The organism is Phreatobacter stygius (assembly GCF_005144885.1).
Classification (GTDB): Bacteria; Pseudomonadota; Alphaproteobacteria; order Rhizobiales; family Phreatobacteraceae; genus Phreatobacter; species Phreatobacter stygius.
The window spans coordinates 4,649,792-4,673,528 of the sequence record NZ_CP039690.1; the positions used below are offsets into that span (position 1 = coordinate 4,649,792).

A 23,737-nucleotide genomic window follows, 5' to 3' on the forward strand; every position below is an offset into this window, starting at 1 on the left:
GCCTTGAAGGCTTCCGCCTCGATCTTGCGGCCCTTGACGGATTTCAGCTTGCGCTGGACGAGATCGAAATTCGCGACCATCAACGACATCGTTTCAGTCCTCACCAGCGCTTGGTCTTGATATTGTGGATGTGGGCGTGCTGCCCGGCCTTGATGTCGGCGATGGCCTTGCCGATGTCCTGGCCGTATTTCCAGATCGTGTCGCCCTTCTTGATATCCTTCAGCGCCACCTTGTGGCCGATCGGGATGTCCTGCCTGGCGGTGATCCGGAAATCCGAATTGTCGTGGGTGATCACCGCCAGCATGTCGGTGCCGGCCTTCAGGCCTTCGACCACCACCACGCCGACCGTGTCCTTCTTTTCATGAACCAAGAGATGGGGGGCGCCCATGACCGTTCCTCGCCGCTGTTGAGCCTTTTGCGCTTAGGTCTTGTATAAGACATAAGAGCGGATAGAGTGTCAACGCGGATGGAGCTTGCGCATGGCCGTGGACCGGGATGGGCGGGATGGGAGTGGCGATGCCGATGTCGTCGGCTTCCGGCCGCTCTATCGCCAGGTCAAGGACATGCTGATCCGCCGCATTGCCGACGGCCGCTGGCAGACCGGCCAGCTGATTCCGAGCGAATTTCAGATCGCCCAAGAGCTGGCGGTCAGCCAGGGCACGGTGCGCAAGGCGCTCGACGAGATGACCGGCGAAAACCTGCTGGTCCGCCGCCAGGGGCGGGGCACCTTCGTCGCCTCCCATGATGACGACCGGGTGCTGTTCCAGTTCTTCAAGCTGTCGCGTGACGGCGCGACACGCGAGTTTCCCGACAGCGAGGTCCAGTCGGTCGGGCGGGTGCGGGCGGACGTGGCGGTGCGGGACAAGCTTGGGCTGCCGGCCGGCGCCTTCGTCGTCGTCATCAGGCGTATCCGTTCGCTCGGCGGAGAGCGGGCGATCGCGGAGACCATCGTCGTTCCGGCCAGCCGTTTTGCCGGCCTGGAGCGCGAAGAGCCGATGCCCAACAATCTCTATGGGCTCTATGCGGCGCGTTATGGCGTCACCATCGCGCGGGCGACCGAGACCTTGAAAGCGGTCGCCTGTCCGCCAGATGACGCAAGGCTTCTCGGCCTCGATGTCGGCACGCCCGTGCTGATCATCGACCGGGTTGCCGCAGATCTCGACGGCACGCCGGTAGAATGGCGTGTCTCCTTATGCCGCTCCGACAGCTTCCATTATCTATCGGACCTACGATGAGTGCCGGATCGACGGGCTGGACACTCGCGAACGACAATACCGTCCCAGCCCCTTGGAGGAATGAATGCTTCGTCGCCAGGTTGCCGGCGCTTTAGCCGCCGCTTTTTTCGTCGCTTTTTCCGTCTTCACCGGTCTTGCCGCGCCGGCCGCGGCGCAGAGCTATCCCGACCGGCCGATCACCTTGATCGTCCCCTTCGCCGCCGGCGGCCCGTCCGACGTGCTGGGGCGGCTGCTCGTCCAATCCATGTCGCAGACGCTCGGCCAGGCCGTGGTCATCGAGAATGTCGGGGGAGCCGGCGGAACCACCGGGGCCGCCCGCACGGCGCGCGCCGCGCCCGACGGTTACACCTTGCTGATCCACCACCTGGCGCTTGCCGCCGGCGCCACGCTCTATCCGAACCTGACCTATGACACCTTGAAGGATTTCGAGCCGATCGGCCTGGTCAATCAGGGGCCCTTCGTCATGGTCTCCAAGCTCGAACTGCCGACCCGCAACATCGCCGAATTGCTGGCCCACCTGAAGGCCAATGGCCGCAATGTTTCGCTGGCCCATGCCGGGGTCGGCTCGGGCGCGCATCTTTGCAACATGCTGTTGCAGTCGGCCCTGAAGGTCAAAGTCAACGAGATCCCCTATCGCGGCACCGGCCCGGCGATGAACGACCTGATCGCCGGCCAGATCGATGTCTTGTGCGACCAGACCACCAATTCCATGCCGCAGATCCAGGGCAATCGCATCCGGCCCTATGCGGTGACCTCGACCGAGCGGGTGACACAACTGCCCAATCTGCCGACCTTGCAGGAGGCGGGCCTGCCGGGCTTCGAGATCACCATCTGGCATGCGCTCTATGCGCCAAGGGGCACGCCGGCCCCGGTTCTCGCCAGGCTCAACGCCGCGCTGGAAGTGGCCTTGAAGGACCGCCAGGTGCTGGCCCGCTTTGCCGATCTCGGCACCACGGCCTATCCCGAGGGACGGCGCGGGCCGGCCGAGGCCCGCGCCCAGTTGGAGCGTGAGGTGGCGAAATGGGCCCAGGTTATCCGCGAGGCCGGGGTCAGCGCGTCGAACTGAACCGGGGGCATTGCCGCCGGTCCAAGTGACAGGCGGGAGACAATGTCGCAGCATTAGGTCGTGTACTCATAATGGATGGCGTCACGATTGGGCCAAAATGATTGAGGGCAAGGAGAAGTGCGCAGCCCGATGTTTTCCATCGGGCAAGCGCTTCGACGCGGCCATCGATCATTTTGGCCCCACCGCGAAGCGGCGCGGTCCTTTTGGCCGGCTGGTGCGTCGACTTGCCCCGGCAAACCAATTGGTTTGCCTTGAGCAAGCCGAAAGGCTTGCGTCGGCAAGCCTCCTGCCATCCGGCCAAAAATCCTCGCGTCGTGTCGCCATCCATTATGAGTACACGACCTAAAGCCAGGGCTTCGGAAGAACGGCCCTGGCGTTTCATGAGGGAGGTCATGATGCTTCGTCCGGCTGTCGCTGCGATCATTGCGGTCTTGTCGTTCAGCGCGCCGGCCGGCGCCCAGACCTATCCCGACCGGCCGATCACGCTGATCGTGCCCTTCGCCGCCGGCGGCTCGACCGATGTCTTCGCCCGGCTTGTCGGCCAGTCCATGTCGCAGACGCTCGGCCAGCAGATCGTGGTCGAAAACGCTGCCGGCGCCGGCGGCACGGTGGCCGCCGCGCGCGTCGCGCGCGCGTCGGCCGACGGCTACACGCTGCTGATCCACCATCTGGCGCTGGCCGCCGGCGCGACGCTCTATCCCCGGCTGAGCTATGACACGCTGACCGATTTCGAGCCGATCGGCCTGGTCAATTCCGGGCCTTATGTGCTGGTTTCGAAGCCGGCCCTGGCGCCGCGCAACATTGCCGAACTGATCGCCTATATCAGGGCCAACAAGGACAAGGTGAGCATGGGCCACTCCGGCGTCGGCGCCGGCTCGCACCTGTGCATCATGCTGCTGCAGTCGATGCTCGGGGTGAAGGTCAACGAAATCCCCTATCGTGGCGCGGGCCCGGCCATGAATGACCTGGTCGGCGGCCAGATCGACATGATGTGCGACCAGACCACCAATTCGATCCCGCAGATCAGGGGCGGCCGCATTCGCGCCCACGCCGTCACCGTGCCGGAGCGGGTCAGCCAGCTCGCCGAGGTGCCAACCTTGCAGGAGGCGGGCCTCTCAGGCTTCGACGTCACCGTCTGGCATGCGCTCTATGCGCCGAAGGGGACGCCCCGGCCGATCATCGGGACGCTCCATGCGGCCCTCGAGAAGGCCTTGCAGGATCCGCTGATCCTGGCCCGTTTCGACGAGCTCGGCACCCTGGCCTATCCGCCCGGCCGGCGCGGGCCGGCGGAGGCGCGCGCCCAGCTGGAGCGTGAGGTCGCCAAATGGGGCAGGCTGATCCGCGAAGCCGGCATCAGCGCGGCCAACTGAGAGATTGCCGGGCATGGCAACCAATCGGCGCCGTCGCCTTGACCTGCTGCCACCTATGCGCGACATGACCTTCCTCCTACAGAGCAGTCCATGTCCGATCCCCGCCTGTCTCCGCGCGTCCTCGTGCCGTTATTGGTGGTTCTGACCGCCATCGGTCCGATGGCGCTCAATCTTCCCTTGCCCGCCGTGCCGGCGCTGGCGCGCTATTTCGACGCCGATCCCGGCATCGTTCAGCTCACCATCACGCTCTATCTGGCCGGCATGGCCTGCGCTCAACTGGTCCATGGGCCGCTCTCCGACCGTTACGGCCGCCGGCCGGTGATGATCTGCGCGCTGATCATCACCGGCTCGATGAGCCTGGCCGCCGCGGCCGCCACCAGCATCGGCTGGCTGATCGTGGCCCGCGTCCTGCAGTCGCTCGGCGCTTCCGCCGGCCTGGTCGTCGGCCGCGCGGTGATCCGCGATGTCTTCGACCGCGATCGCTCGGCCTCGATGATCGGCTGGGTCACCATGGCCATGGTGGTGGCGCCCATGCTGTCGCCGTCGATCGGCGGCCTGCTCAACGAAACCGTCGGCTGGCGCTGGATCTTCGTGGCGACCGCCGGTGTCACTGCGCTGGCGCTGGCCGCGGCCTTTTTCGGCCTGCCGGAAACCCGCGCCACCGTGTCTTCGCCCACCATATCCGAGATCTTCCGGGATGCCCGGCTGTTGATGACCGATCGCAATTTCCTCGGCTATCTCGGCATCGGCGCCGTCTCGTCGGTCACCTTTTTCGCCTTTGTCGGCGGCGCCCCGCACGTGGTGGTCACGGTGATGGGCGAAAGCTCGACCAGCTACGGCCTCTGGTTCATCGCCAATGCCGGCGGCTATATGGTCGGCAATGCGGTTTCGGGCCGCTATTCCATGCGGGTCGGTGGCGACCGGCTGATCGCCTGGGGCTGCGTCTTGATGATCATCGCGGCGCTCGTCCAGTCGGGCATCGCCTTTTCCGGTTGGATGACCCACCCGGCCATGCTGTTCCTGCCGCAGGCCGGCATTGCCTTCGCCAATGGCCTGCAATTGCCCGCCGCGGTCGCCGGCGCGGTCAGTGTCAATCCCCATGCCGTCGGTTCGGCCTCGGGCATTGTCGGCTTCTCCCAGATGGGCCTTGGCGCCATTGCAGCGCAGATCGCCGGCAGCCTGGTCGGGGCCTATGTCAGCGCCACGCCGATGGTGGTGATGGTGCTCATTGCCGCGGTCGGCACCTGGGCCTGCACGCTGCTGCTGAAGCGCCAGGACGCCTGAGAATTCAGGGCGCCGGCTCGTCGGTTGCCTGCAGCAGGACGAACCAGGGCGCCGATTCCGGACGGCACAGCGGCCCGGGCTCGCGATTGTCGAGGCAGGCCGGCCCGCTCCGGGCGCGCGCCAAGGCACCGCGCCGGTCGGTCCGCAGCTCCCGCCGGGCCACCGATTGCAGCACGTTGCCGCCAATGATCGTCGCGGTGCGGCTCTGCCGGTCCCAGCCGGTGACGATGTCGCAATGCAGGTTCCAGACTGGCCTTTCGCCACGCGCCAGCCCCGCCGCCAGGCCCGGGAACAGCGGGCCGGTGAGCTTGAGCAGGTCGATCTCGGCGGCGGCGTGGCGGTGCATGCAGAGGAGATCGCCCGGCCGCATAGGCGTGCGGCGCGGGTCGCAGGCCCGGTAGAAGCTGGCCGAGGCCTGGCCAGCCGCCTCATCGCGTGATCGGCGCGCCGCCTCGCTGACATAGTCGAGATGGGCGATGGCCGCGGCAAATCGCGCGCGCGCGGCGCCGGCCGTCAGCACGACATGCGAGACGAAGGCGGCCGACCAGGGAACGTCAACAAGCCCCGAGCGGATCGCCGCCTGGACCAGTGCCTCGCGCTCGGGCGTCGGCAGGCTGGACTGGGCGAGCCCGTCCAGGAGTTCGCCGAGCGGTTTCAGATCGCCCGGCTGACTGGCGCCGGCATTGTCGGCGAGGCCGGGAAAACGGCGCACCTGCAGGGCCGATTGGTCGGTCGGGCCGAGCGCCTCCCAATAGCGCAGCACCTGGCGCCACGGCACGCCACGCCCGGCCGCTTCGTCGCGAAAGGCATCGGCCTCGACCGCGCCGAAACGCAGCATGCGGCCGTCGCGGTCGATCACATGGCCACCGAATGCCTGATGCTCGCGGATGGCGGTGGCGGCGATCTCGAGGCCGAGCGGCGAGGGCGGGTGGGCAGCGGTTGTCAGGCACAGCCGGTCGATCGCCAAGGTTTCGGCTGGCGCGAAAGGCTGCGCCGATGCGCCGGCCGTAAGGCTCGAGATCACAAGCATCGTGGCGATCGGACGGGCGCGGATCATTGATCGATCAGCGCATGGCTCGCGCGGCGAGGCAAGTCCCGGCTCCCGCCGATCTATGTCGGTTGCCAGCCGTCGGCGGCCAGCACGTCGCCGGCGAGATAGAGCGAACCGGTGATCAGCACGCGCGGCGGCACCGGTCCGGTGGCAAGCCCCCGAACCGCGGCCAGCGCCGCGTCGAGACTGCCGGTCGCGGTGGCGTCGAGCCCGATCGAGCGGGCGGCCGCGGCCAGGTCTTCGGCGGTCAGCGCCACGGGGTGGCTGAATGGCATGGTGAAGATCGTCGGCTGGAGCCGGCGGAAATAGTCGAGGAAGCCGCGCGGATCCTTGGTCGACATCATGCCCAGGATCATCACCAGCGGCCGCGGGCTGCGGCCCGCCATCCTTTCGATCGCCTCGCTCAGCGCCTCGCCGCCACCCGGATTGTGGCCGCCGTCGAGCCAGATCTCGCTGCCGTCGGGCAGAAGCCTGGCGATCTTGCCCTTGGCCAGATTCTGCAGCCGGGCTGGCCATTCGACCGTCTGCAAGCCGCGTTCGACCTCGTCGGCGCTCAGCGCGAAGCCGGCGGTCTTCACCGCTGCCACCGCCGTCCCGGCATTCTCGAACTGATGGGCGCCGAGGAGCCGAGGCGGCGCGGTGTCGACGAGCCCATCCTCGTCCTGATAGACGAAGCGGCCGTTCTCCTCGCGGGCGAACCAGTCGAGGCCGGAGACCAGCAGCCGGGCCCGCTGGTGCTCCGCCATTGCCTCGATGACGGCGAGCGCCTCGGGCGTCTGGCGCGCCACGACGCAAGGGCGGCCGCGTTTCAGGATGCCGGCTTTTTCGCCGGCGATCTTGGCGACGGTATCGCCGAGATAGTCGGCATGGTCCATCGACACCGGGGTGATCACGGTCACCGCCGGGCGGGTGATGACATTGGTGGCGTCGAGCCGGCCGCCCATGCCGACTTCGAGGATCACCGCATCGGCGGGATTGCGGGCAAACAGCACGAAGCCGGCCGCTGCGGTGATCTCGAACTGGGTGATCGGCTCGCCGGCATTGACCCGTTCGACCTCGAGCAGCACATCGGCCAGCGCATCGTCGCCGACGATCTTGCCGCCGCCTGGCTGGCCGATCCGGTAGCGCTCGTGGAAGCGCACCAGGTGCGGCGAGGTATAGACATGCACGCTGCGCCCGGAGGCTTCCAGCAGTGCCCGGGAAAAGGCCGTGGTCGAGCCCTTGCCATTGGTCCCGGCGACATGGATCACCGGCGGCAGCTGCCGCTCGGGATGGCCGAGCGCGTTGAGCACCCGGTGCATGCGGTCGAGCGACATGTCGATCAGTTTGGGGTGCAGCTTGGTCAGCCGCTCCAGGATGGCGTCGATAGGGGTCATGGCGAGCGTGTTCACGACGGGATGCGGCCGTTCCTGGACCGATAATGTAACGCGCCGATGGCGCCCTGAAGGCGCTTCGGCGCGACCGTGCCTGGCGTCAGGCGGCTTCGGCTTCCGTCTGACCGGCCGGCGGCGCCTTGGTCAGCACGCGGCAGAGCCGCCCCAACGTCTCGCGCAGGTCGTGGCGATGCACCACCAGGTCGACCATGCCGTGGTCCTTGAGATATTCGGCACGCTGGAAGCCGTCGGGCAGCTTCTCGCGAATGGTCTGCTCGATCACCCGCGGTCCGGCAAAGCCGATCAAGGCGCCCGGTTCGGCGATATGGACGTCGCCGAGCATGGCATAGCTGGCGGTGACGCCGCCGGTGGTCGGGTTGGTCAGCACCACGATATAGGGCAGCTTGGCGGCGCGCAGCGCCTGCACGGCGACCGTCGTGCGCGGCATCTGCATCAGCGACAGGATGCCTTCCTGCATGCGCGCGCCGCCGGACGCGGTGAAGATGATGAAGGGCGTGTTTTTCTCGACCGCGGTCATCATGCCCTTGACGATGGCTTCACCAGCGGCGGTGCCGAGCGAGCCGGCCATGAAGTCCATGTCCTGGACGGCAACCGTGACGGCGAGCCCTTCGAGCTTGCCGTAGCCGACCTTGATCGCATCATTCATGCCGGTCTTGGCGCGGGCATCCTTGACCCGGTCGACATAACGCTTCTCGTCGCGGAACTTGAGCGGATCCGGCGGCACGTCGGGCAATTGCACGTCGAACCAGGTGCCGTTGTCGAACACCGACTTGAGCCTGGCGGTCGAGCCCATGCGCATGTGCACGCCGGAGCCGGGAATGACGAAAAGATTGGTTTCCAGGTCCTTGTGGAAGACCATCTGACCGGTTTCCGGGCATTTCACCCAGAGATTTTCCGGCGTATCGCGCTTCAGGAACGATCGGATCTTCGGAGGAAGAACGTCGGTGATCCAGTTCATCTGCGGGTCCTGGCACAAGCAGCCGCAAGCGGCCGCGAAGAGGTCAATATAAGCTAACGGCGCGAAGCGCGCGAGGCGCCTGGGCTCCGGCTCGGGCGAGGCTCATTCGGCCGCACGACGGGCGCCACGCACGCCGCTGGCTAGCGAACCGACGATATCGGCGACCGCCTGCGCGGTGCGGGCGCTGCCCTTGCCGTCCTGGTCGAGCGAGGCCTTCACCGCATCGACCAGGGCGGAGCCGACCACCACGGCATCGGCGCCACGGGCGACGGCCGCGGCGTGGTCGGCATTCTTGACGCCGAAGCCGACGGCGACCGGCAGGCTGGTGTGCCGCTTGATACGCGCCACCGCTTCCGCCGTCCGGTCGAAATTCGGCGTCGCCATGCCGGTAATGCCGGTTATCGAGACGTAATAGACAAAACCCGAGGTATTGGTCAGCACGGTCGGCAAGCGCTTGTCGTCGGTGGTCGGCGTCGCCAGCCGAATGAAGTTCAGGCCCGCCTTCAGCGCCGGCAGGCAAAGTTCGGCATCCTCTTCCGGCGGCAGGTCGACGACGATCAGCCCGTCAATGCCGGCGGCCTTGGCGTCATCGAGAAACCTGTCGACGCCATAGATGTAGATCGGGTTGTAATAACCCATCAGCACGATCGGCGTCGTCTGGTCGCCGGAGCGGAACCAGGCGATGTCCTCGAGCGTCTTCTTCAGCGTCTGGCCGCCGGACAGCGCCCTGAGGCCGGCCGCCTGGATCGCCGGGCCATCGGCCATCGGATCGGTGAAGGGCATGCCGAATTCGATCACGTCGGCGCCGGCGCCGGGCAGCGCCTTCAGGATCGCCCGGGCGGTCTCGCGGTCGGGATCGCCGGCCATGACATAGGTGACGAGGCCGGCGCGGCCTTCACGGGCGAGATCGGCGAAGCGGGTGTCGAGACGGGTGCTCACAGCTTGGTTCCCAGGATTTCGGCGACCTGCGGGACGTCCTTGTCGCCGCGACCGGAAAGATTGACGACCATCAGGTGATCCCTCGGCTTGGTCGGCGCGAGGTCGGCGACCTTGGCCAGCGCATGGGCGCTTTCGAGGGCCGGGATGATACCCTCGATCTTCGACAGGAGCTGGAAGGCCGCCACGGCCTCGTCGTCGGTCGCGGAGAGATATTTCACCCGGCCGATATCGTTCAGCCAGGAATGTTCCGGCCCGATGCCGGGATAGTCGAGGCCGGCCGAGATCGAATGCCCCTCCTGGATCTGGCCGTCATCGTCCATCAGGAGATAGGTGCGGTTGCCGTGCAGCACGCCGGCACGGCCGCCGGCAATGGAAGCGGCATGCAGCTTGGTCAGGCCGTGGCCGGCGGCTTCGACGCCGTAGATCTCAACCGTCGGGTCATCCAGGAACGGGTGGAACAGGCCGATGGCATTGGAGCCGCCGCCGACGCAGGCGATCAGGCTGTCCGGCAGGCGACCCTCGGCCTCGTGCATTTGGCTGCGCGTCTCGTCGCCGATGACCGACTGGAAGTCGCGCACCATGCCGGGATAGGGATGGGGACCAGCCACCGTGCCGATGCAGTAGAACGTGTTGCCGACATTGGTCACCCAGTCGCGCAGCGCCTCGTTCATCGCATCCTTCAAGGTGCGCGCGCCGGATTGCACCGGCACCACCTCGGCGCCCAGCATCTTCATGCGGAACACGTTGGGCGCCTGCCGGGCGACGTCGACCGCGCCCATATAGACCACACATTCCAGGCCGAAGCGGGCGCAGAGCGTGGCGGTGGCGACGCCATGCTGGCCGGCGCCGGTTTCGGCGATGATCCGTTTCTTGCCCATGCGGCGGGCCAGCAGGATCTGGCCCAGCACGTTGTTCACCTTGTGCGAGCCGGTATGGTTCAGCTCTTCGCGCTTCAGGTAGATCTTGGCGCCGCCGAAATGGTCGGTCAGGCGTTCGGCGAAATAGAGCGGGCTGGGACGGCCGACATAGTGGGTGAGATAGCCGGTCATCTCCTTGGCGAAAGCCGAGTCCTGCCTGGCTTCGGCATAGGCCTTTTCAAGATCGAGGATCAGCGGCATCAGCGTTTCCGCGACGAAGCGTCCGCCATAGATGCCGAAGCGACCGCGATCATCAGGGCCAGTGCGGTAGGAATTGGGTTTCGGCGGCACGTTCATCGCTTGTCTCCTGCGCCCGCAGCCGCGGCGGCGGCCTGACGTGCGGCGGCCACGAAGGCCCTGATCTTGTCGGGATCCTTGACGCCCGGCGCGCTTTCGACCCCGGATGACACATCGACGCCTGAGAGCCGCGTCAACCTGATTGCATCGGCCACATTGTCCGGATCGAGACCTCCCGAAAGCATGACCGGGCGGCCGGGGTCAAGGCCGGCGACCAGCCGCCAGTCGAACGGCAGGCCGTTGCCGCCGGGCAGCGCCTCGGCGGTTTTGGGCGGTTTGGCGTCGAGCAGCAGGAGATCGGAGACCGCGGCATAGGCTGGCACGACGTCGAGATCGGCCTTGTCGGCGACCCCGATGACCTTCATCGCCCGCACCTTGAAACGCTGGCGGATGTCGGCGACGCGCTGCGGCGTTTCCTGGCCGTGCAATTGAATGAGGTCGGGTTTGAGGTTCGCCATGACCTCGGTGATGAAGTCGTCGCTCGGGTCGACGGTCAAGGCGACAACGGCGGCGCGGCCGCAGGTGCGGCCCGACAGGGTGCAGGCGGTCGCCAGCGAGACATTGCGCGGGCTCTTGGCGAAAAACACCAGCCCGACCATGTCGGCGCCCGCGTCGAGCGCCGTTTCCATGGCGAGCATCGAAGTGATCCCGCAGATCTTGACCAGCAAAGGCATGGGGCGGCTTCTTAGAGACTGTCGGGGCGATGCACCACCCTCATCATCTCATTGGGCGCTGAAGGTACATGGGACGCTGAAGGCACATGGGGCGGCCGGCGGCGGATCTCAGCCCCAGCGCTTGAAGATGACGCTGGCATTGACGCCGCCGAAACCGAAGCCGTTCGACATGGCATGGGTCAGCGCCATCGGCCGCGCGGTGCGGGCGACCAGGTCGACGCCGTCGGCGGCCGGATCCGGATTGTCGAGATTGAGCGTCGGCGGCACCACCTGGTCGCGCAGCGCCAGGATGGTGAAGATCGCTTCCAGCCCGCCGGCGGCGCCCAGGAGATGGCCGGTGGCCGATTTGGTCGAGGTGACGGCCACCCGGTTGTCGCGGCCAAACAGCGTCTTGATCGCCTCCAGTTCGCCTTGGTCGCCAACCGGTGTCGACGTCGCATGGGCGTTCAGGTGCTGGATGTCCTGGGGCTTCAGGCCTGCCTGAGCCAGGGCCGCCGCCATCGAGCGGCGCGCGCCGTCGCCATCCTCCGGACCGGAGGTGATGTGATAGGCATCGGCCGTCGTGCCGTAGCCGACGAGTTCGGCGATCGGCTGGGCGCCACGCGCCAGCGCGTGGTCGAGCGCCTCGATCACCAGCATGCCGGCGCCTTCGCCCATGACGAAGCCGTCGCGATCCCGGTCGAACGGCCGCGAGGCAAGCGCCGGCGTTTCATTAAAATCGGTCGACAGCGCCCGCGCGGCGGCGAAGCTGCCGAGACTGACGACGTCGATGCAGCCCTCGCTGCCGCCGCAGACCGCGATATCGGCCTCGCCTGCGTGGATCATCCGCGCCGCGTCGCCGATCGCCTGGACGCTCGCCGCGCAGGCCGTGACCGGGGCGCCGAGCGGTCCCTTGAAGCCATGGCGGATCGACACCTGGCCGGCGGCGAGATTGACCAGGAAGGAGGGAACCGTGAACGGCGACAGCCGGCGCACGCCGCGGGCATCGACCGTCCTGACCGCCTCGACCATGGCCGGAAAGCCGCCGATGCCGGAGGCGATGATGGTGGCCGTGCGCTCCTGGTCGCTTTCGCCGGCCGGCGCCCAGCCGGCCTGGGCAATGGCTTCGTCCGCGGCGAGCAAGGCGAACAGGATGAAGCGATCCATCTTGCGCTGGTCTTTCGCGGAAGCCGCGAGATCCGGATCGAAACCGCCCTCCGGGTCCAGAAGCTTGTCCGGCACATTGCCGGCGATCTTGGCCGGCAATTGGGCCGCGGTCGCTTCGGGCAGCGCCCTGATCCCGGATTGGCCGGCGATCAGCCGCGACCAGGCAAGGTCGACGCCGCAGCCCAAAGGCGAAACGAGGCCCAGTCCGGTGACGACGATACGGCGCATGTCAGGCTCCAGATCCAGTCGGTATGAGTGCCGGCGGTAAGGCTCTGCGTGAGTTCAGGCGTTCATGCATGTCCGCACTGGCGCGCGGCCCGGCGATCAGTACCACGGTGTCGAGCGTAATGGGTGTCAGGCTCGGACGATCCAGAACCACTGGCTCGACCGGTTTGCCCGAGGCCCGTTCGGCCAGCAGAACCGATGCGCCTTCCGGCGCCAGGTGCCGGTTGCCCCAGGCGAGCATGGCGCTCACCACCGGAAAGAAGTCCCGGCCCCGCGCGGTGAGGACATAGTCGTAGCGCGGTGGCCTTTGGCTGTAGAGCCGGCGTTCGAACAGGCCGATTTCGGTCAGATGTTTCAGCCGGCGCGCCAGGATATTGCTGGCAACACCGAGGCTCCGCTGAAATTCGTCGAAGCGGCTGAGACCCTGAAAGGCGTCGCGCAGGATCAGGATGCTCCACCACTCGCCCACGCAATGCATGGTGCGGGCGATCGGGCATTCATCGGCTTGGCGCGCGGTCGACGTCATCGGCCGGAACGCATAGCGGCCTGACTTTCCATTCGCAAGCCACAAATGGTTACCGATCCACCGGGGCGGGGTCATCGACGGAAAGTGAAGAGCCATGGGCTGCCGGCCGGGCTAGATCTGTCGCGGTCGCAACGAGGCCGGAGAAATGGGGCATGACCAGGACGCAATCAGGGCCAGTCGAACCTCGGCCTCTCGGTTCGGGAGGCCTGGTCGTCGCCGCGATCGGGCTCGGCTGCATGCCGCTTTCCGGCGTCTATGGCGAGGCCGACGACGCGGCTTCCGAGGCGCTGATCCGGCAGGCCATCGACGCCGGCGCCGATCATCTCGACAGCGCCGACATGTATGGCTGGGGTCACAATGAAGAGTTGGTCGGCCGCGCCATCAAGGGCCGGCGCGACCGCGTGGTGCTCGCCACCAAATTCGGCCAGACGCGCAGCGCCAGCGGCCCGAACGGCGTCAATGGCCACCCCGACTACGTCATCCAGGCTTGCGAGGCGAGCCTCAAGCGCCTGGGCGAGACGGTGATCGACCTCTATTACCAGCACCGCGTCGACCCGGCGGTGCCGATCGAGGAGACGGTGGGCGCCATGGCGCGGCTGGTCGAGCAAGGCAAGGTGCGCCATCTCGGCTTGTCCGAGGCAAGTCCCGACACCATCAGGCGGGCGCACAAGGTGCATCCGATCGCCGCGGTGCAGACCGAATATTCGTTGCTCTATCGCGCCGAAGCCGAAGCGACCCGCAAGGCCACGGCGGCTCTTGGCATCGGCTTCGTCGCCTATTCGCCGCTCGGCCGCGGCTTCCTGACCGGCATGATCCGGGATCTGTCGCAGGTCGACGGCCGTCGCACCGCCCATCCGCGCTTCCAGGGCGAGAATTTCGCCCACAACCGCCAACTGGTCGGCCGTTTCGAGGCGCTCGCCGTGGCCAAGGGCTGCACGCCGTCGCAACTGGCGCTGGCCTGGGTGCTGGCCCAGGGCAAGGACGTGGTGACGATCCCCGGCACGCGGTCGCAGGTGCGCTTCGACGACAATCTCGGTGCTCTCGCGGTGGCGTTGACACCGGCCGACTTGGCGCTCCTGGACGAGGCGATCCCGGCGGGCGCGGCTGCCGGCACGCGTTATCCCGCAGCCTCCATGACGGCGGTGCAGCGTTGATCCCTGTCGCGCTGCCTGTCGACGCGCCATGGGCGATCGCGCTCACTTATTGCCCGGGGCGTGATGGCGACCTCGATGGTGATGTCGCTGCGATCGTGGCCTGGCGTGCGACCATCGTGCTGAGTCTCGTCGAGGACCGCGAGTTTCCCGACGCGCCGGGATTGGATGAGCGTCTGTCCCGGCAAGGCATCCGCTGGCTGAGATATCCTGTTGCCGACTACGGAACGCCCCAGGATTTGCCGGCCTGGCGAGCGATGGCTGATGAGCTTCGCGCCGCCCTGGATCTCGGCGGCCGCCTGGTCATCCATTGCCGGGCCGGTCTCGGCCGTTCCGGCATGATCGCTGCCCGATTGCTGGTCGAGCGCGGCCTGCCGGCCGCGGCGGCGATTGCGATCGTGCGCGGGGCACGTCCGGGGGCCATCGAAACGGCGGGCCAGGAAGCCTGGATCGCCGATCCCGCAGCGGTTGGCGGCCAGCCCTGAGCCTGTGGCCGGCCGGTCAGCTCTTCAGCGACCGCCAGACCAGCATGGCGGCGGCAAGGTCTTCCAGCGCCGTGCCGACCGACTTGAACAGGGTGATCTCGCTGTCGGATGTGCGCCCGGCATGGGTGCCACGGGCGAGGTCGAACAGGTCGGCCTTCACGTCGGCCTCGGTGATGAGGCCGCGCCTGATCGGGTCGACGATGTCGCCGGCCTCGTGCAGGCCGCCGGTGCGGGTGTCGACGAACAGGCTGGCGCGCCGGATCGCCGCGTCGTCGGTCTCGCGCATGGCCGGTGTATAGCCGCCGACCAGGTCGAGATGAGCGCCCGGCTTCAGCCAGTCGCCGGAGACGACCGGATTGGTCGAGATGGTGGCGCAGGAGACGATATCGGCCTCGCCGACGGCGGCCTGAAGATCGGTGCCAACCGTGATGGTAATGCCGGGCAGGGTGCCCTGCAGCCCTTCGGCAAGCTCGGCCGCGCGCTCGCGCGAGCGGTTCCAGATGGTCACGTGACGGATCGGCCGGACCGCCGCATGGGCGCGGATCAGGTGCGGGGCGAGCGCGCCGGCGCCGACCATGACATGGCGCGTGGCGTCCTTGCGCGACAGCGAGCGCGAGGCGAGCGCGCTGGCGCAGGCGGTGCGCCAGACCGTTAGCTCGGTGCCATCCATGACCGCCAGCGGCGCGCCGGTCTCGCCGCTCGACAGGATATAGCTGCCATAGATCGCCGGCAGGTTCTTCGCGCCGTTGCCGGGATAGACCGAGACGATCTTGGTACCGACGAATTGCTGGCTGCCGCTGGCGGTCCAGGCGGGCATCAGCAGCAGCATGGCCTCCGGCGAGCCGTCGGCCTGCGGGATGCGGTGGTGGTGGCGCAGCGGCACGGTGATCTCGGCGCGAAACGCCTCGCCCAGCGCGTCGACCAGGTCCGAATGGGTGAGCAGGCCGGCAATTTCGGCGGCAGAAACGATGCGCATATCAGCTCACGCGGCCGAACGGCCGAAGAAGGAGAGGGGACCGCCATGCGGCGCGGGCGGGGTGCCGCCGTTTTTGGCGATCTCGTTGCGCAGCAGCTCGATCTCGGCGCGGGCGCTGTCGAGCTCTTGTTCGGCCTTGCGTGCGTGCCGGCGGTGAACACCTTGCTTCCACCACGACACCGTGCCGCCGATCACCACGCCGAGCGCCACCGAGGCCAGCACCAGGACGAACAGCGGCATGGTCAGGGAGGCCGCCGACAGGTCACGCGAGAACGGATCGAACGAGAAGGTGACCGGCGCCCGGTTGGCCACTGCCAGCACCACCGCGACGATCGCAATGGGCGCCAGCACCAGCCAGTTGACGATACGCTTGATCATGCCGGATGCCTTTCAGGCTGGCGCGTCAGACCCGGTTCAGCCGCTCGCGCATTTCCTTGCCCGTCTTGAAGAAGGGCACAACCTTGTCCTCCACCGCGACATGGGCGCCGGTGCGCGGGTTGCGGCCGACGCGGGCGCCGCGCGCCTTTACAGAAAACGCACCGAAGCCGCGCAGCTCCACCCGGTCGCCGCGCGCCAGCGCCGAGACGATCTCGTCGAGGATCGCATTGACGATATTCTCGACGTCGCGCTGATAGAGCTGCGGGTTCTGCTCGGCGATCTTTTGGACCAGTTCGGATTTGATCATCGACGATGCGCGCCCGCGGCACGTCCCCGGTTGAATTTTATGAAATGGATCATGGGCTTGGAGGCTGCCAGACGACCAGGAGCCCGTCAAGCGCCGAGCGCTCGATACCCGCGATGATGCCCGACGAGCGCAGCCGCTCGCCAAGATCGCTCAAGCCGACCGCGTCGACCAGTGCCGCCGCGGCGACATTGACGAAGGGCAGGGTGCCGCGGCGCGACGGCCGGTAGGTGCGGATGGCCAGATCGCGCGACACGCCGCGCCCGGCGAGCCAGCCGCGTGCCTCGTCCTCGCCGCCGATCGTATCGACCAGCCGCATGTCGCGCGCCCTGACGCCGGAAAAGGCCCGGCCGTCGGCGGCCACACGCAACTGCTCGTCATTCAGGCCGCGACGCTCCTTCACCAGGCGCTGGAACCACTGATAGCTGTCGGTGACGATCTCGCGCAGCGCCGCGATGGCCTCGGGGCTGGTCGGCTCGACGCCACTCGGCGTGGCCTTCAGCGGCGCGGAACGCACGGCCTCGACCTTGACGCCGACGGTCTCCAGGAGCTGCACGACATTGGGGAACTGCACGATCACGCCGATCGAGCCCGTAATCGAGGTCTCGCGCGTGACGATGTGATCGGCGGCGAGGGCTGCGATATAGCCACCGGAGGCGGCCATGCCGTCGACCACTGCGACTGTCGGCTTCTTGGCCGCGACCTGGCGCAGCGCCAGATAGAGCGCTTCGGAGCCGGCCACCGTGCCACCGGGCGAATCGATCGAGACCACCAGAGCGCGGGCGCTGTCATTGCGCCCGATAGCCTCGATCATGCGCAGGACTTCGGCATTCTGGGTGATCAGGCCTCGGACCTCGATGCGCGCGACGTGGCGGGTGGCGAAATAGCCGGCGCTGCGGGCGCCGTAGAAGCCCGCCGTGGCCAGTCCGGCAACGGCGACGATCCCGGCGACGACGCGCCAGAAGGTCAGCTTTCTGCGCAACAGACGGCGGTCGAGCACGGCGTCGGTGTCGAGCGGCATGAGAGCTCCGCAAGTCTCACTGAAACTTGGGCGTCGCCGCCCGGCTGTCGTTCAGGTAGACCCGCCTGGAGCCCGGCGCAAGCACCGCGGCCGGCTTGTGTCGGTTCGACGCGGCGGCGAAAAGCCCGGCGAGGGCTCGGGATCTGGGCTCAAAGCCGAGGCGGAATCGGGCTTTGCATGAACTCGACGACCCGTTCGATCACATCCGGCGCATAGAGGATGCGGCGATGGCCGAGCCGGTCGACGGGCGCGAAGGCGGTGGCGGAGCCTGCACGCGCCAGCCGCTCGGCATCGGTGAACGGGATCTCGCGATCGTCGCGCGAATGCACGACCAGCAGCGGAATGTCGCGGCTCTCGAACATGGCCGACGTCCTGAGATCGTCCAGAGCCCGGCCCCCGCGCAGGCTCAGCGCTTTTTCGAAGGCCGATTGCGCGGCCCGGCCGAGCCCGGTCATCGCGCCGAACCGCCGGGTGATGTCGACGATCGCGTCGGGTGCCGAGATGAAGGCGATGCGGCCGGCATCCAGCGGGCCTGACAGCGGCGGCTTGCCGTCGACGGCGACCGCGGTGACCGCGCCGCCGAAGGAGTAGGCGACCACGCCGTGGAGCGGGCCGAATGCCGCGGCCACCGCCTGCAACGCGCGGGCGCCGTCGAACGGATCGGTTTCGGTGCCGCTCGAATCGCCGTGCGCCGGCAGGTCGAAGGCGACGACCCGGAAGCCCGCGGCCGTCAGTCCCTCGATGAAGGCGCTCATGAAATAGGCCTGATTGGCCCAGCCATGAACCACCGCGACGGTCTCGCCGCGATCCTGCTCCGGCTTCGGCAAGAAGCGATAGGCCTGGACGTGGCCCTTGGCGTGGCGGATGCGGCGGCTCTCGGCGCCGGCGAAGCGCGCGCGGCCGGTCTCGATCACCTGCTGCTTCTTGTCGCTCGGCCCCATCGGGTCGAACGGCCTGCGGAACAGCCTCAGCGCGATGCGCCCGGTGGCGCGCGGCGCCACCGCGCTGCCGAACTGAAAACCGGTTCTCATCGCCTTCAGAGCCAGGCTCTTCATGGCAGCCTCTTTCCCGGTGTGACCCGATCGGATAATATTAGTTCATGATTGAACAAAATAGTTCATCGCTGAACCAATTGCAAGAGGCGAACTCCGGGCGGCGCCCCTGGGAGGTGCCCGGCTTCGCGTCCTGGCTGAGCGTGGTGCGGGTTCATCATGCCTGCGAGACGGCGATGACCGCGGCGCTCGAGCCGCTCGGTCTCAATCTCTCGCAATATGACATCCTGGCCAATCTGGCGCGCCAGCCGGGCCTTGCCCAGGGCGAGTTGGCCGGCCGGCTGCTGGTCGGCAAGAGCGCCGTCAGCATGACGCTGCCGGATCTGGAGCGGCGCGGCCTGATCACCCGCGAACGGGACGCCGATGACGGTCGAATCCGCCGGCTCAATCTGACCGCGCAAGGCCAGGAACTGGCGACCCGTGCGCTGGCCACTCACACGGCGATCCTCGACATCATGATGTCGAGGGCCGAGCCCGGCGACACGGCGGCGGTCGAAGCTGCGATGGGCCGGATCTATCAGGCGCTCAAGGCCGCACGGGCGAAACCGGCGGCTGGACGTTAGTCGTCGCGCCCGGTGTCCTTGCGGTTTCCGGCCAGCAGCAACCAGCTCGCAATGGCCAGGCCGACGCCGCAGACGATCGCCGCGGGGTAAAGCGCCGACATCGCCACGATATAGCTGAGCGGCTCGACCTCATATTCGAGATCCCAGGCGTTCGGGCCGGCCGGCCCGAGCAGCACCACGCCATTGTTCCAGGCGGCGCGGAGCTGGATGAACATGAAGATCGCGATGAACAGCCCGCTGACAAGGCCGATAATGCCGGTCAGCGCCGTCTGGAAACGGCCGGGCTTGCGCTGGTCTTCAGAGTTCCTCATACATTGCCTCGCGTCTGTACCGGGCCGCAGGTAGGGGCAGCCGGCTCAGGTTTCAAGTCATGATGGCGAGCCTCATCCTGCCACGGGTGTTCACCCGCGTGCCATCACGATCTCGTCAAGGATGGCCTGCGCGGCGGCGACCGGGTCGGCGACCGCGGTGATCGGGCGGCCGACGACCAGCCGGTCGGCGCCGCCGGCGATCGCCGCCCGTGGCGTCACGATGCGCTTCTGATCGCCGCTGTCCACGCCGGCCGGCCGGATGCCGGGCGTCACAAGTTCGACCCGGTCGGGAATGCCGGCCGCACGCAGGAGGCCGGTCTCCTGAGCCGAGCAGACGATGCCGTCCATGCCGAGCGCCACCGCCTGTTTCGCCTTGCTCTGAACCAGCGACTGGAGGCTGCCGGCATAACCGGCCTCGGCGCAATCGACGTCGTTCCAGGAGGTCAGGATGGTCACCGCCAGGATCTTCAGATGCGACCCGGCGCGTCCGGCGGCGGCGGCCTTCATGGTCTGCGGATAGGCGTGGACGGTCAGGTAGTGCGCGCCGGTCTTGACGATCGATTCGACCCCCTCGCGCACCGTGTTGTCGATGTCGTGAAGCTTCAGGTCGAAGAAAATGCTTTTGCCGGAGGCGGCGAGCTCCCGGCCGAAGGCGATGCCGTCGGAATAGCCAAGCCGGTAGCCGATCTTGTAATGCGTCACCGTGTCGCCGAGCCGGGCCACCAGGCGCTCGGCTTCGGCAAGGCTCGGCAAATCAAGCGCGACGAACAGTTTGGCGCGCGGATCCTGGTTGCTGATCGGGCTCATGTGTAGGCCTTGGCTTTCTCGACCAGCGACTTGCAGGACGCGATGAGGAGGGCGCGGCTGCGCTCGTCCTTCAGGTTGCCGGCTTCGTCGAAGGCCTGATGCGCGGCCGAGACCGCGCAGGTTTCCGGGATCATATGGGCGCCGCAGCCAAGCTCCAGCGACTGGCGCGTGGCGATCTGCGAGCGCATGCCGCCATAGCCGCCGGGCGAGGCGGAGCCAAGTGCAAAGACGCGATTGCGATAGGCGGCCAGCGGCGGCTCGCCGGTCTCGCGGACCCGGCTGACCCAGTCGATGGTGTTTTTCAGGAGTGGCGTGATGCCGGCATTATATTCCGGGCCGGCGATGAAAATGCCCTGATGGGCGCAGAACAGCCGCTTCAGCTTCAGGGCGTTTTCGGGCGGGCCGGAGGCACTTTCCAGATCGCCGTCATAGATCGGCAACGGATAGTCGCCGAGCGAAATATGGGTCACGTCGGCATCGAGCCGGGCAAGCTCGGTGGCGGCCAGCGCGGCGAGCTTGCCATTGAACGAGCCGGACCGGATCGAGCCGGAAAACACCAGGATGCGGGTCATGACGGCCTCGAAGAGTGTGGCGGGGACGCCTCTCTTCTAGCCGTCGTGCCGGCTGGTGCAAACCTTTACTCGGCGGGTCCGGGCTTGGCGGCGTGCTTGGCCGCCTCATGGCTCGCCTCGGCCGCACGGATCGCCGCCATGCTTTCCTTCAGATGGTCGAGCGAGCGGTTGCCGCTGGTCAGTTCGCGCACCGCCAGCAGGCTCAGCGCCAGCAGGAACGGCGCGATGAAATAATAGAGGCGGAACAGGATGAACGCGGCGACCACCGATTCCGGCGCGAAGCCGAGCGGCGGCAGGGCGATCAGCAACGTCGCCTCGAAGGCACCCGCTGCCCCCGGCGCATGGGTGGCGAAGCCGAGCAGCATGGACGCGCAGAAGATCACCGCAACCGCCTGGAACGAGGCATCAGGCGCATGCGGCATGGCCATCAGCAGGACATAGAGGATGGCGGCGCAGCAGGCGAGGTCGACAATGCCGATGACCATTTGCAGGGCGGTCAACTTGGCACTGGGCAGCTTGATCACCCAGGCGCCACGGCCGAACTTGCGTGGCTGGCTGACGAAGATCAGCCAGCCGACCAGCGCCACCAGGATGCCGAAGCCGACCATGCGCACCGTGCTGCCGCCGATGCCGAAGGCTTCGACCACAGGCGTGACCACTTCCGGCTCCAGCACGAAACCGAGGCCGAGCACCGTGGCATTGCCGAGCCAGAAGGTGAGCCCGGCGATGAAGCACAGCTTGACCACCTCGGGTGCCGTGATCTTGTAGCGGGAATAGACGAGATAGCGCACCACGGCGGCGGTGAAGACGGTGGCGCCGAGATTATGCGCGATCGAATAGCTGGTGAACGAGCCGATGGCGCAGGCGGGATAAGGGATGTCCTCGCGCCCGATCGTGCGGGTGGCGAAATAGTCGTAGACGGTCAGCGTCAGGTAGGCGGCGGCGGTGAACAGGCCGGCAATGATCAGGGTGCCCGGACCGATCTCGGTGATCGCCGTGAACACCTTCGACCAGTTGATGTTCTTCAGCTTATGGACAAGGACGTAAATCGCGATGGCGAGCATCGCCAGGGAGACGCCGAGCACGATCCGCTTGAAGCCGACGCGGTCACGGACAAAGGTCACGAGGGTCTGAAACAAGGGCCGTCCCGATCAAGCGTTTGGCGCGAAAGACCCCCGCGCATCCGGTCATGGCAAGTACCAGATGAACTGTTTCGCTGATATGTCACGAAACATGAGGGGAATTGCGGATGGTGGCAAGGGCTACAAGGGGCTCAAGGCGAAATCTCGACGGCAAGACGGCCGATTTCCACCATGATCGAGCACCCGCGCGGGCTTGCCGCGCCATGGACCTGTTCCCGGTGAATTGTTTCGCATGGTCCGCCTCTTCGCTCGATCACCGTGCGATCACGGGCAGCCGGTCTCGATAAGCCGGCCGCCTCAAATACGCTCTCAGACCAGAAACGGATTGGTCGTCCGCTCGCGGCCGAGCGTGGTGGCCGGGCCATGGCCCGGCAGAACCGCGAAATCGTCGCCGAGCGGCAAGAGCTTTTCCTTGATGCCCTTGATCAGCAGGTCATGGTCGCCGCCGTAGAGATCGGTGCGGCCGACCGAGCCCTGGAACACGGTGTCGCCGACCAATGCGAATTCGGAAGGGTGGTGCACGAAGACGACGTGGCCGGGTGCGTGGCCGGGCACGTGCAGAACGTCGAAGCTGAGATTGCCGACCGTCACCGTGTCGCCCTCTTCGAGCCAGCGGTCGGGGACGACGGTGCGTACGTCGGCCATGCCGAAGTTCTGCGCCTGGATCGGCAGGCTCTTGAGAATCACCTCGTCGGCGATATGCGGGCCCTCGACCGGAATGTTCAAGGTCTCGGCCAGTTCCGCAGCGCCGCCGGCATGGTCGATATGGCCATGGGTGATCAGGATCTTTTCCGGCGTGACCTTCAGTTCCTTGAGCGCCGCCAGCAGGCGCGGCAGGTCGCCGCCGGGGTCGACGATCGCGGCCTTCATCGTTTCCGTATCCCAGACGATCGAGGCGTTCTGCTCGAACTGCGTGACCGGGACGATGGCGACCTTGAGGTTGGACATGCGGCGGCTCCTGTTGCAGCAAGCCCCTAGCGCTTAACCTCCCGGGAGCGGGCAGGCAACCAAGCCGAAGTAGTGACACCGTGCAGCGCGGAAACCGGCTTGATCCCGAGACGGGCGACTGTGTCGATTCGGACGCTGGTCAAGCTCAAAATATAAAATTATTGCAATGCCAATTTTTTGTGAATATAAGCCGCCGCATTGGTCCCGCACCAGATGAATGCGTTCCCCTGCGTCAATTGAGTGACCGGCAGGGGTGAATGACGGGAAGCGGCCGCTACAAGCATCAACCTTTGATGCGCTGGCCTATACTTAGGAACAAGAAATCATGATCATTCGAAACGCGGCTATTCGCCGCTTTTCCATGCATTTGGCTTTTTTTGCTGTTGTTGCGTCCTCCGCGTCATTGACGACTGTCGCCAAGGCGAATGAAATCTACAGCCAGGACATGTCTTGGGCCGCCATGTTTGCGCGCAATGCCACGCCGCCGAACCAGGCTGCCGCCCAGCCGGCAAACCGCCGGGCCCAGGCTCAGCGGGGCCAGGCTCAGGCCGGTGGCGAGACGCTTGAAATGACCTCGTCGGTCGCCCGGCGCGTTGCCGAGGTCGCCGCCCGTCACGGCGTTCCCACGCGCTTCGCCGTGGCGGTCGCCCGGGTCGAGAGCCGCCTGCGCTGCCACGCCGTCGGCCGGGCCGGAGAGCTCGGTCCGCTGCAGATCAAGCCGGCCACCGCCCGCGGTCTCGGTTATACCGGCCCGACCTCGGCGCTCAATTCCTGCGGCGCCGGCCTCGAATGGGGCATGCGCCACCTGGCGGTCGCCTACCAGCGCTGCGGCACGACCGTCGGCGCGGCGGCCCTGCACAATCGTGGCCTGGCCTCGTCCTGCACGCGCACCGCCTATTCCAATCACGTCGCGCGCATGATGGCGAGCCTCTGAGCCACCCCGAC

27 protein-coding genes are annotated in these 23,737 nt (G+C 67.0%); 8 read left to right on the forward strand and 19 right to left on the reverse strand.

Going from position 1 to position 23,737, the window contains the following annotated elements; translation table 11 throughout:
* Positions 1–100: 100 nt before the first annotated feature.
* Positions 101–388, reverse strand: a complete 288-nt coding sequence (locus E8M01_RS21845) for a UxaA family hydrolase (RefSeq protein WP_136962082.1) — start codon at positions 386–388, stop codon at positions 101–103.
* Positions 389–479: 91 nt separating this feature from the next.
* Between E8M01_RS21845 and E8M01_RS21850 the strand changes: the two genes are divergently transcribed.
* The 4 genes from E8M01_RS21850 to E8M01_RS21865 all read left to right on the forward strand — a co-directional run bounded on the left by E8M01_RS21850 (position 480) and on the right by E8M01_RS21865 (position 4,955).
* Complete coding sequence (locus E8M01_RS21850) at positions 480–1,235, forward strand: GntR family transcriptional regulator (RefSeq protein WP_136962083.1); 756 nt, start codon at positions 480–482, stop codon at positions 1,233–1,235.
* A 64-nt stretch (positions 1,236–1,299) separates the two neighbouring features.
* Positions 1,300–2,301 (forward strand): tripartite tricarboxylate transporter substrate-binding protein, encoded by a 1,002-nt coding sequence (locus tag E8M01_RS21855; RefSeq protein ID WP_136962084.1) that lies wholly within the window; start codon positions 1,300–1,302, stop codon positions 2,299–2,301.
* Positions 2,302–2,693: 392 nt separating this feature from the next.
* Complete coding sequence (locus E8M01_RS21860; RefSeq protein ID WP_136962085.1) at positions 2,694–3,671, forward strand: tripartite tricarboxylate transporter substrate-binding protein; 978 nt, start codon at positions 2,694–2,696, stop codon at positions 3,669–3,671.
* A gap of 90 nt (positions 3,672–3,761) precedes the next feature.
* Complete coding sequence (locus E8M01_RS21865) at positions 3,762–4,955, forward strand: multidrug effflux MFS transporter (protein ID WP_136962086.1); 1,194 nt, start codon at positions 3,762–3,764, stop codon at positions 4,953–4,955.
* A gap of 4 nt (positions 4,956–4,959) precedes the next feature.
* Here the strand turns inward: E8M01_RS21865 and E8M01_RS21870 are convergent, their stop codons facing one another.
* The 8 genes from E8M01_RS21870 to E8M01_RS21905 form a co-directional block, all read right to left on the reverse strand.
* Positions 4,960–5,985, reverse strand: a complete 1,026-nt coding sequence (locus tag E8M01_RS21870; protein WP_170182015.1) for a DUF2272 domain-containing protein — start codon at positions 5,983–5,985, stop codon at positions 4,960–4,962.
* An 80-nt stretch (positions 5,986–6,065) separates the two neighbouring features.
* Positions 6,066–7,382: a bifunctional folylpolyglutamate synthase/dihydrofolate synthase gene (locus E8M01_RS21875; protein WP_136962088.1), complete on the reverse strand. Its 1,317-nt coding sequence runs from the start codon at positions 7,380–7,382 to the stop codon at positions 6,066–6,068.
* 97 nt (positions 7,383–7,479) lie between these two features.
* A complete protein-coding gene (accD, locus tag E8M01_RS21880; RefSeq protein WP_136962089.1) occupies positions 7,480–8,358 on the reverse strand; it encodes an acetyl-CoA carboxylase, carboxyltransferase subunit beta in 879 nt (292 codons plus the stop codon).
* Positions 8,359–8,460: 102 nt separating this feature from the next.
* On the reverse strand, positions 8,461–9,297 hold the full coding sequence (gene trpA / locus E8M01_RS21885; RefSeq protein WP_136962090.1) for a tryptophan synthase subunit alpha: 837 nt from the start codon (positions 9,295–9,297) through the stop codon (positions 8,461–8,463).
* On the reverse strand, positions 9,294–10,511 hold the full coding sequence (gene trpB / locus E8M01_RS21890; RefSeq protein WP_136962091.1) for a tryptophan synthase subunit beta: 1,218 nt from the start codon (positions 10,509–10,511) through the stop codon (positions 9,294–9,296). Before trpB ends, trpA begins: the two co-directional genes overlap by 4 nt.
* A complete protein-coding gene (locus E8M01_RS21895; RefSeq protein WP_136962092.1) occupies positions 10,508–11,185 on the reverse strand; it encodes a phosphoribosylanthranilate isomerase in 678 nt (225 codons plus the stop codon). Before E8M01_RS21895 ends, trpB begins: the two co-directional genes overlap by 4 nt.
* A gap of 108 nt (positions 11,186–11,293) precedes the next feature.
* A complete protein-coding gene (gene fabF / locus E8M01_RS21900; protein WP_136962093.1) occupies positions 11,294–12,559 on the reverse strand; it encodes a beta-ketoacyl-ACP synthase II in 1,266 nt (421 codons plus the stop codon).
* A 1-nt stretch (position 12,560) separates the two neighbouring features.
* Positions 12,561–13,082, reverse strand: a complete 522-nt coding sequence (locus tag E8M01_RS21905; RefSeq protein ID WP_136964755.1) for a winged helix-turn-helix transcriptional regulator — start codon at positions 13,080–13,082, stop codon at positions 12,561–12,563.
* A 152-nt stretch (positions 13,083–13,234) separates the two neighbouring features.
* Here E8M01_RS21905 and E8M01_RS21910 point away from each other — a divergent pair, with 152 nt between their 5' ends.
* Positions 13,235–14,236, forward strand: coding sequence for an aldo/keto reductase (locus tag E8M01_RS21910; protein ID WP_136962094.1), 1,002 nt, complete (start codon positions 13,235–13,237; stop codon positions 14,234–14,236).
* Positions 14,233–14,718, forward strand: coding sequence for a phosphatase domain-containing protein (locus tag E8M01_RS21915; RefSeq protein ID WP_136962095.1), 486 nt, complete (start codon positions 14,233–14,235; stop codon positions 14,716–14,718). The genes E8M01_RS21910 and E8M01_RS21915 overlap by 4 nt, the downstream gene beginning before the upstream one ends.
* Positions 14,719–14,734: 16 nt before the next feature.
* Here E8M01_RS21915 and lhpI read toward each other — a convergent pair whose 3' ends face one another.
* The 5 genes from lhpI to E8M01_RS21940 form a co-directional block, all read right to left on the reverse strand.
* Entirely contained in the window at positions 14,735–15,694 is a 960-nt protein-coding gene (gene lhpI, locus E8M01_RS21920) for a bifunctional Delta(1)-pyrroline-2-carboxylate/Delta(1)-piperideine-2-carboxylate reductase (RefSeq protein ID WP_136962096.1), read from the reverse strand.
* A 6-nt stretch (positions 15,695–15,700) separates the two neighbouring features.
* On the reverse strand, positions 15,701–16,072 hold the full coding sequence (locus tag E8M01_RS21925) for a LapA family protein (RefSeq protein ID WP_136962097.1): 372 nt from the start codon (positions 16,070–16,072) through the stop codon (positions 15,701–15,703).
* 25 nt (positions 16,073–16,097) lie between these two features.
* Complete coding sequence (gene ihfB, locus E8M01_RS21930) at positions 16,098–16,379, reverse strand: integration host factor subunit beta (RefSeq protein ID WP_136962098.1); 282 nt, start codon at positions 16,377–16,379, stop codon at positions 16,098–16,100.
* 49 nt (positions 16,380–16,428) lie between these two features.
* Positions 16,429–17,397, reverse strand: coding sequence for a signal peptide peptidase SppA (gene sppA, locus E8M01_RS21935; protein ID WP_136962099.1), 969 nt, complete (start codon positions 17,395–17,397; stop codon positions 16,429–16,431).
* 149 nt (positions 17,398–17,546) lie between these two features.
* Positions 17,547–18,452 carry an alpha/beta hydrolase gene (locus E8M01_RS21940; protein WP_136962100.1) on the reverse strand — a complete coding sequence of 302 codons (906 nt, stop codon included), beginning with the start codon at positions 18,450–18,452 and terminating at the stop codon, positions 17,547–17,549.
* Positions 18,453–18,496: 44 nt separating this feature from the next.
* Between E8M01_RS21940 and E8M01_RS21945 the strand changes: the two genes are divergently transcribed.
* Complete coding sequence (locus E8M01_RS21945; RefSeq protein ID WP_136962101.1) at positions 18,497–19,012, forward strand: MarR family winged helix-turn-helix transcriptional regulator; 516 nt, start codon at positions 18,497–18,499, stop codon at positions 19,010–19,012.
* Here E8M01_RS21945 and E8M01_RS21950 read toward each other — a convergent pair.
* The 5 genes from E8M01_RS21950 to E8M01_RS21970 form a co-directional block, all read right to left on the reverse strand.
* The gene (locus tag E8M01_RS21950) at positions 19,009–19,323 is read right to left on the reverse strand and encodes a DnaA/Hda family protein (RefSeq protein ID WP_136962102.1); all 315 of its coding nucleotides are present in this window, start codon (positions 19,321–19,323) and stop codon (positions 19,009–19,011) included. The genes E8M01_RS21945 and E8M01_RS21950 overlap by 4 nt on opposite strands.
* 90 nt (positions 19,324–19,413) lie before the next feature.
* Positions 19,414–20,130, reverse strand: coding sequence for an orotidine-5'-phosphate decarboxylase (pyrF, locus tag E8M01_RS21955; RefSeq protein WP_136962103.1), 717 nt, complete (start codon positions 20,128–20,130; stop codon positions 19,414–19,416).
* A complete protein-coding gene (locus E8M01_RS21960; protein ID WP_136962104.1) occupies positions 20,127–20,702 on the reverse strand; it encodes an NADPH-dependent FMN reductase in 576 nt (191 codons plus the stop codon). Before E8M01_RS21960 ends, pyrF begins: the two co-directional genes overlap by 4 nt.
* Before the next feature lie 65 nt (positions 20,703–20,767).
* Positions 20,768–21,841: a lysylphosphatidylglycerol synthase transmembrane domain-containing protein gene (locus E8M01_RS21965; protein ID WP_136962105.1), complete on the reverse strand. Its 1,074-nt coding sequence runs from the start codon at positions 21,839–21,841 to the stop codon at positions 20,768–20,770.
* 312 nt (positions 21,842–22,153) lie between these two features.
* Positions 22,154–22,792 carry an MBL fold metallo-hydrolase gene (locus tag E8M01_RS21970; protein ID WP_136962106.1) on the reverse strand — a complete coding sequence of 213 codons (639 nt, stop codon included), beginning with the start codon at positions 22,790–22,792 and terminating at the stop codon, positions 22,154–22,156.
* A 460-nt stretch (positions 22,793–23,252) separates the two neighbouring features.
* Here E8M01_RS21970 and E8M01_RS21975 point away from each other — a divergent pair, with 460 nt between their 5' ends.
* Complete coding sequence (locus E8M01_RS21975; protein ID WP_170182016.1) at positions 23,253–23,726, forward strand: transglycosylase SLT domain-containing protein; 474 nt, start codon at positions 23,253–23,255, stop codon at positions 23,724–23,726.
* Positions 23,727–23,737: the final 11 nt, after the last annotated feature.

Excerpts from the sequence above, each read along its gene's own strand:
- E8M01_RS21845 (WP_136962082.1), bottom strand. The coding sequence starts at position 388 with ATGGGCGCCCCCCATCTCTTGGTTCATGAAAAGAAGGACACGGTCGGC.
- E8M01_RS21850 (WP_136962083.1), top strand. The coding sequence starts at position 480 with ATGGCCGTGGACCGGGATGGGCGGGATGGGAGTGGCGATGCCGATGTC.
- E8M01_RS21855 (WP_136962084.1), top strand. The coding sequence starts at position 1,300 with ATGCTTCGTCGCCAGGTTGCCGGCGCTTTAGCCGCCGCTTTTTTCGTC.
- E8M01_RS21860 (WP_136962085.1), top strand. The coding sequence starts at position 2,694 with ATGATGCTTCGTCCGGCTGTCGCTGCGATCATTGCGGTCTTGTCGTTC.
- E8M01_RS21865 (WP_136962086.1), top strand. The coding sequence starts at position 3,762 with ATGTCCGATCCCCGCCTGTCTCCGCGCGTCCTCGTGCCGTTATTGGTG.
- E8M01_RS21870 (WP_170182015.1), bottom strand. The coding sequence starts at position 5,985 with ATGCTTGTGATCTCGAGCCTTACGGCCGGCGCATCGGCGCAGCCTTTC.
- E8M01_RS21875 (WP_136962088.1), bottom strand. The coding sequence starts at position 7,382 with ATGACCCCTATCGACGCCATCCTGGAGCGGCTGACCAAGCTGCACCCC.
- accD (WP_136962089.1), bottom strand. The coding sequence starts at position 8,358 with ATGAACTGGATCACCGACGTTCTTCCTCCGAAGATCCGATCGTTCCTG.
- trpB (WP_136962091.1), bottom strand. The coding sequence starts at position 10,511 with ATGAACGTGCCGCCGAAACCCAATTCCTACCGCACTGGCCCTGATGAT.
- E8M01_RS21895 (WP_136962092.1), bottom strand. The coding sequence starts at position 11,185 with ATGCCTTTGCTGGTCAAGATCTGCGGGATCACTTCGATGCTCGCCATG.
- fabF (WP_136962093.1), bottom strand. The coding sequence starts at position 12,559 with ATGCGCCGTATCGTCGTCACCGGACTGGGCCTCGTTTCGCCTTTGGGC.
- E8M01_RS21905 (WP_136964755.1), bottom strand. The coding sequence starts at position 13,082 with ATGACGTCGACCGCGCGCCAAGCCGATGAATGCCCGATCGCCCGCACC.
- E8M01_RS21910 (WP_136962094.1), top strand. The coding sequence starts at position 13,235 with ATGACCAGGACGCAATCAGGGCCAGTCGAACCTCGGCCTCTCGGTTCG.
- lhpI (WP_136962096.1), bottom strand. The coding sequence starts at position 15,694 with ATGCGCATCGTTTCTGCCGCCGAAATTGCCGGCCTGCTCACCCATTCG.
- E8M01_RS21925 (WP_136962097.1), bottom strand. The coding sequence starts at position 16,072 with ATGATCAAGCGTATCGTCAACTGGCTGGTGCTGGCGCCCATTGCGATC.
- ihfB (WP_136962098.1), bottom strand. The coding sequence starts at position 16,379 with ATGATCAAATCCGAACTGGTCCAAAAGATCGCCGAGCAGAACCCGCAG.
- sppA (WP_136962099.1), bottom strand. The coding sequence starts at position 17,397 with ATGCCGCTCGACACCGACGCCGTGCTCGACCGCCGTCTGTTGCGCAGA.
- E8M01_RS21940 (WP_136962100.1), bottom strand. The coding sequence starts at position 18,452 with ATGAAGAGCCTGGCTCTGAAGGCGATGAGAACCGGTTTTCAGTTCGGC.
- E8M01_RS21945 (WP_136962101.1), top strand. The coding sequence starts at position 18,497 with ATGATTGAACAAAATAGTTCATCGCTGAACCAATTGCAAGAGGCGAAC.
- E8M01_RS21950 (WP_136962102.1), bottom strand. The coding sequence starts at position 19,323 with ATGAGGAACTCTGAAGACCAGCGCAAGCCCGGCCGTTTCCAGACGGCG.
- pyrF (WP_136962103.1), bottom strand. The coding sequence starts at position 20,130 with ATGAGCCCGATCAGCAACCAGGATCCGCGCGCCAAACTGTTCGTCGCG.
- E8M01_RS21960 (WP_136962104.1), bottom strand. The coding sequence starts at position 20,702 with ATGACCCGCATCCTGGTGTTTTCCGGCTCGATCCGGTCCGGCTCGTTC.
- E8M01_RS21970 (WP_136962106.1), bottom strand. The coding sequence starts at position 22,792 with ATGTCCAACCTCAAGGTCGCCATCGTCCCGGTCACGCAGTTCGAGCAG.
- E8M01_RS21975 (WP_170182016.1), top strand. The coding sequence starts at position 23,253 with ATGTTTGCGCGCAATGCCACGCCGCCGAACCAGGCTGCCGCCCAGCCG.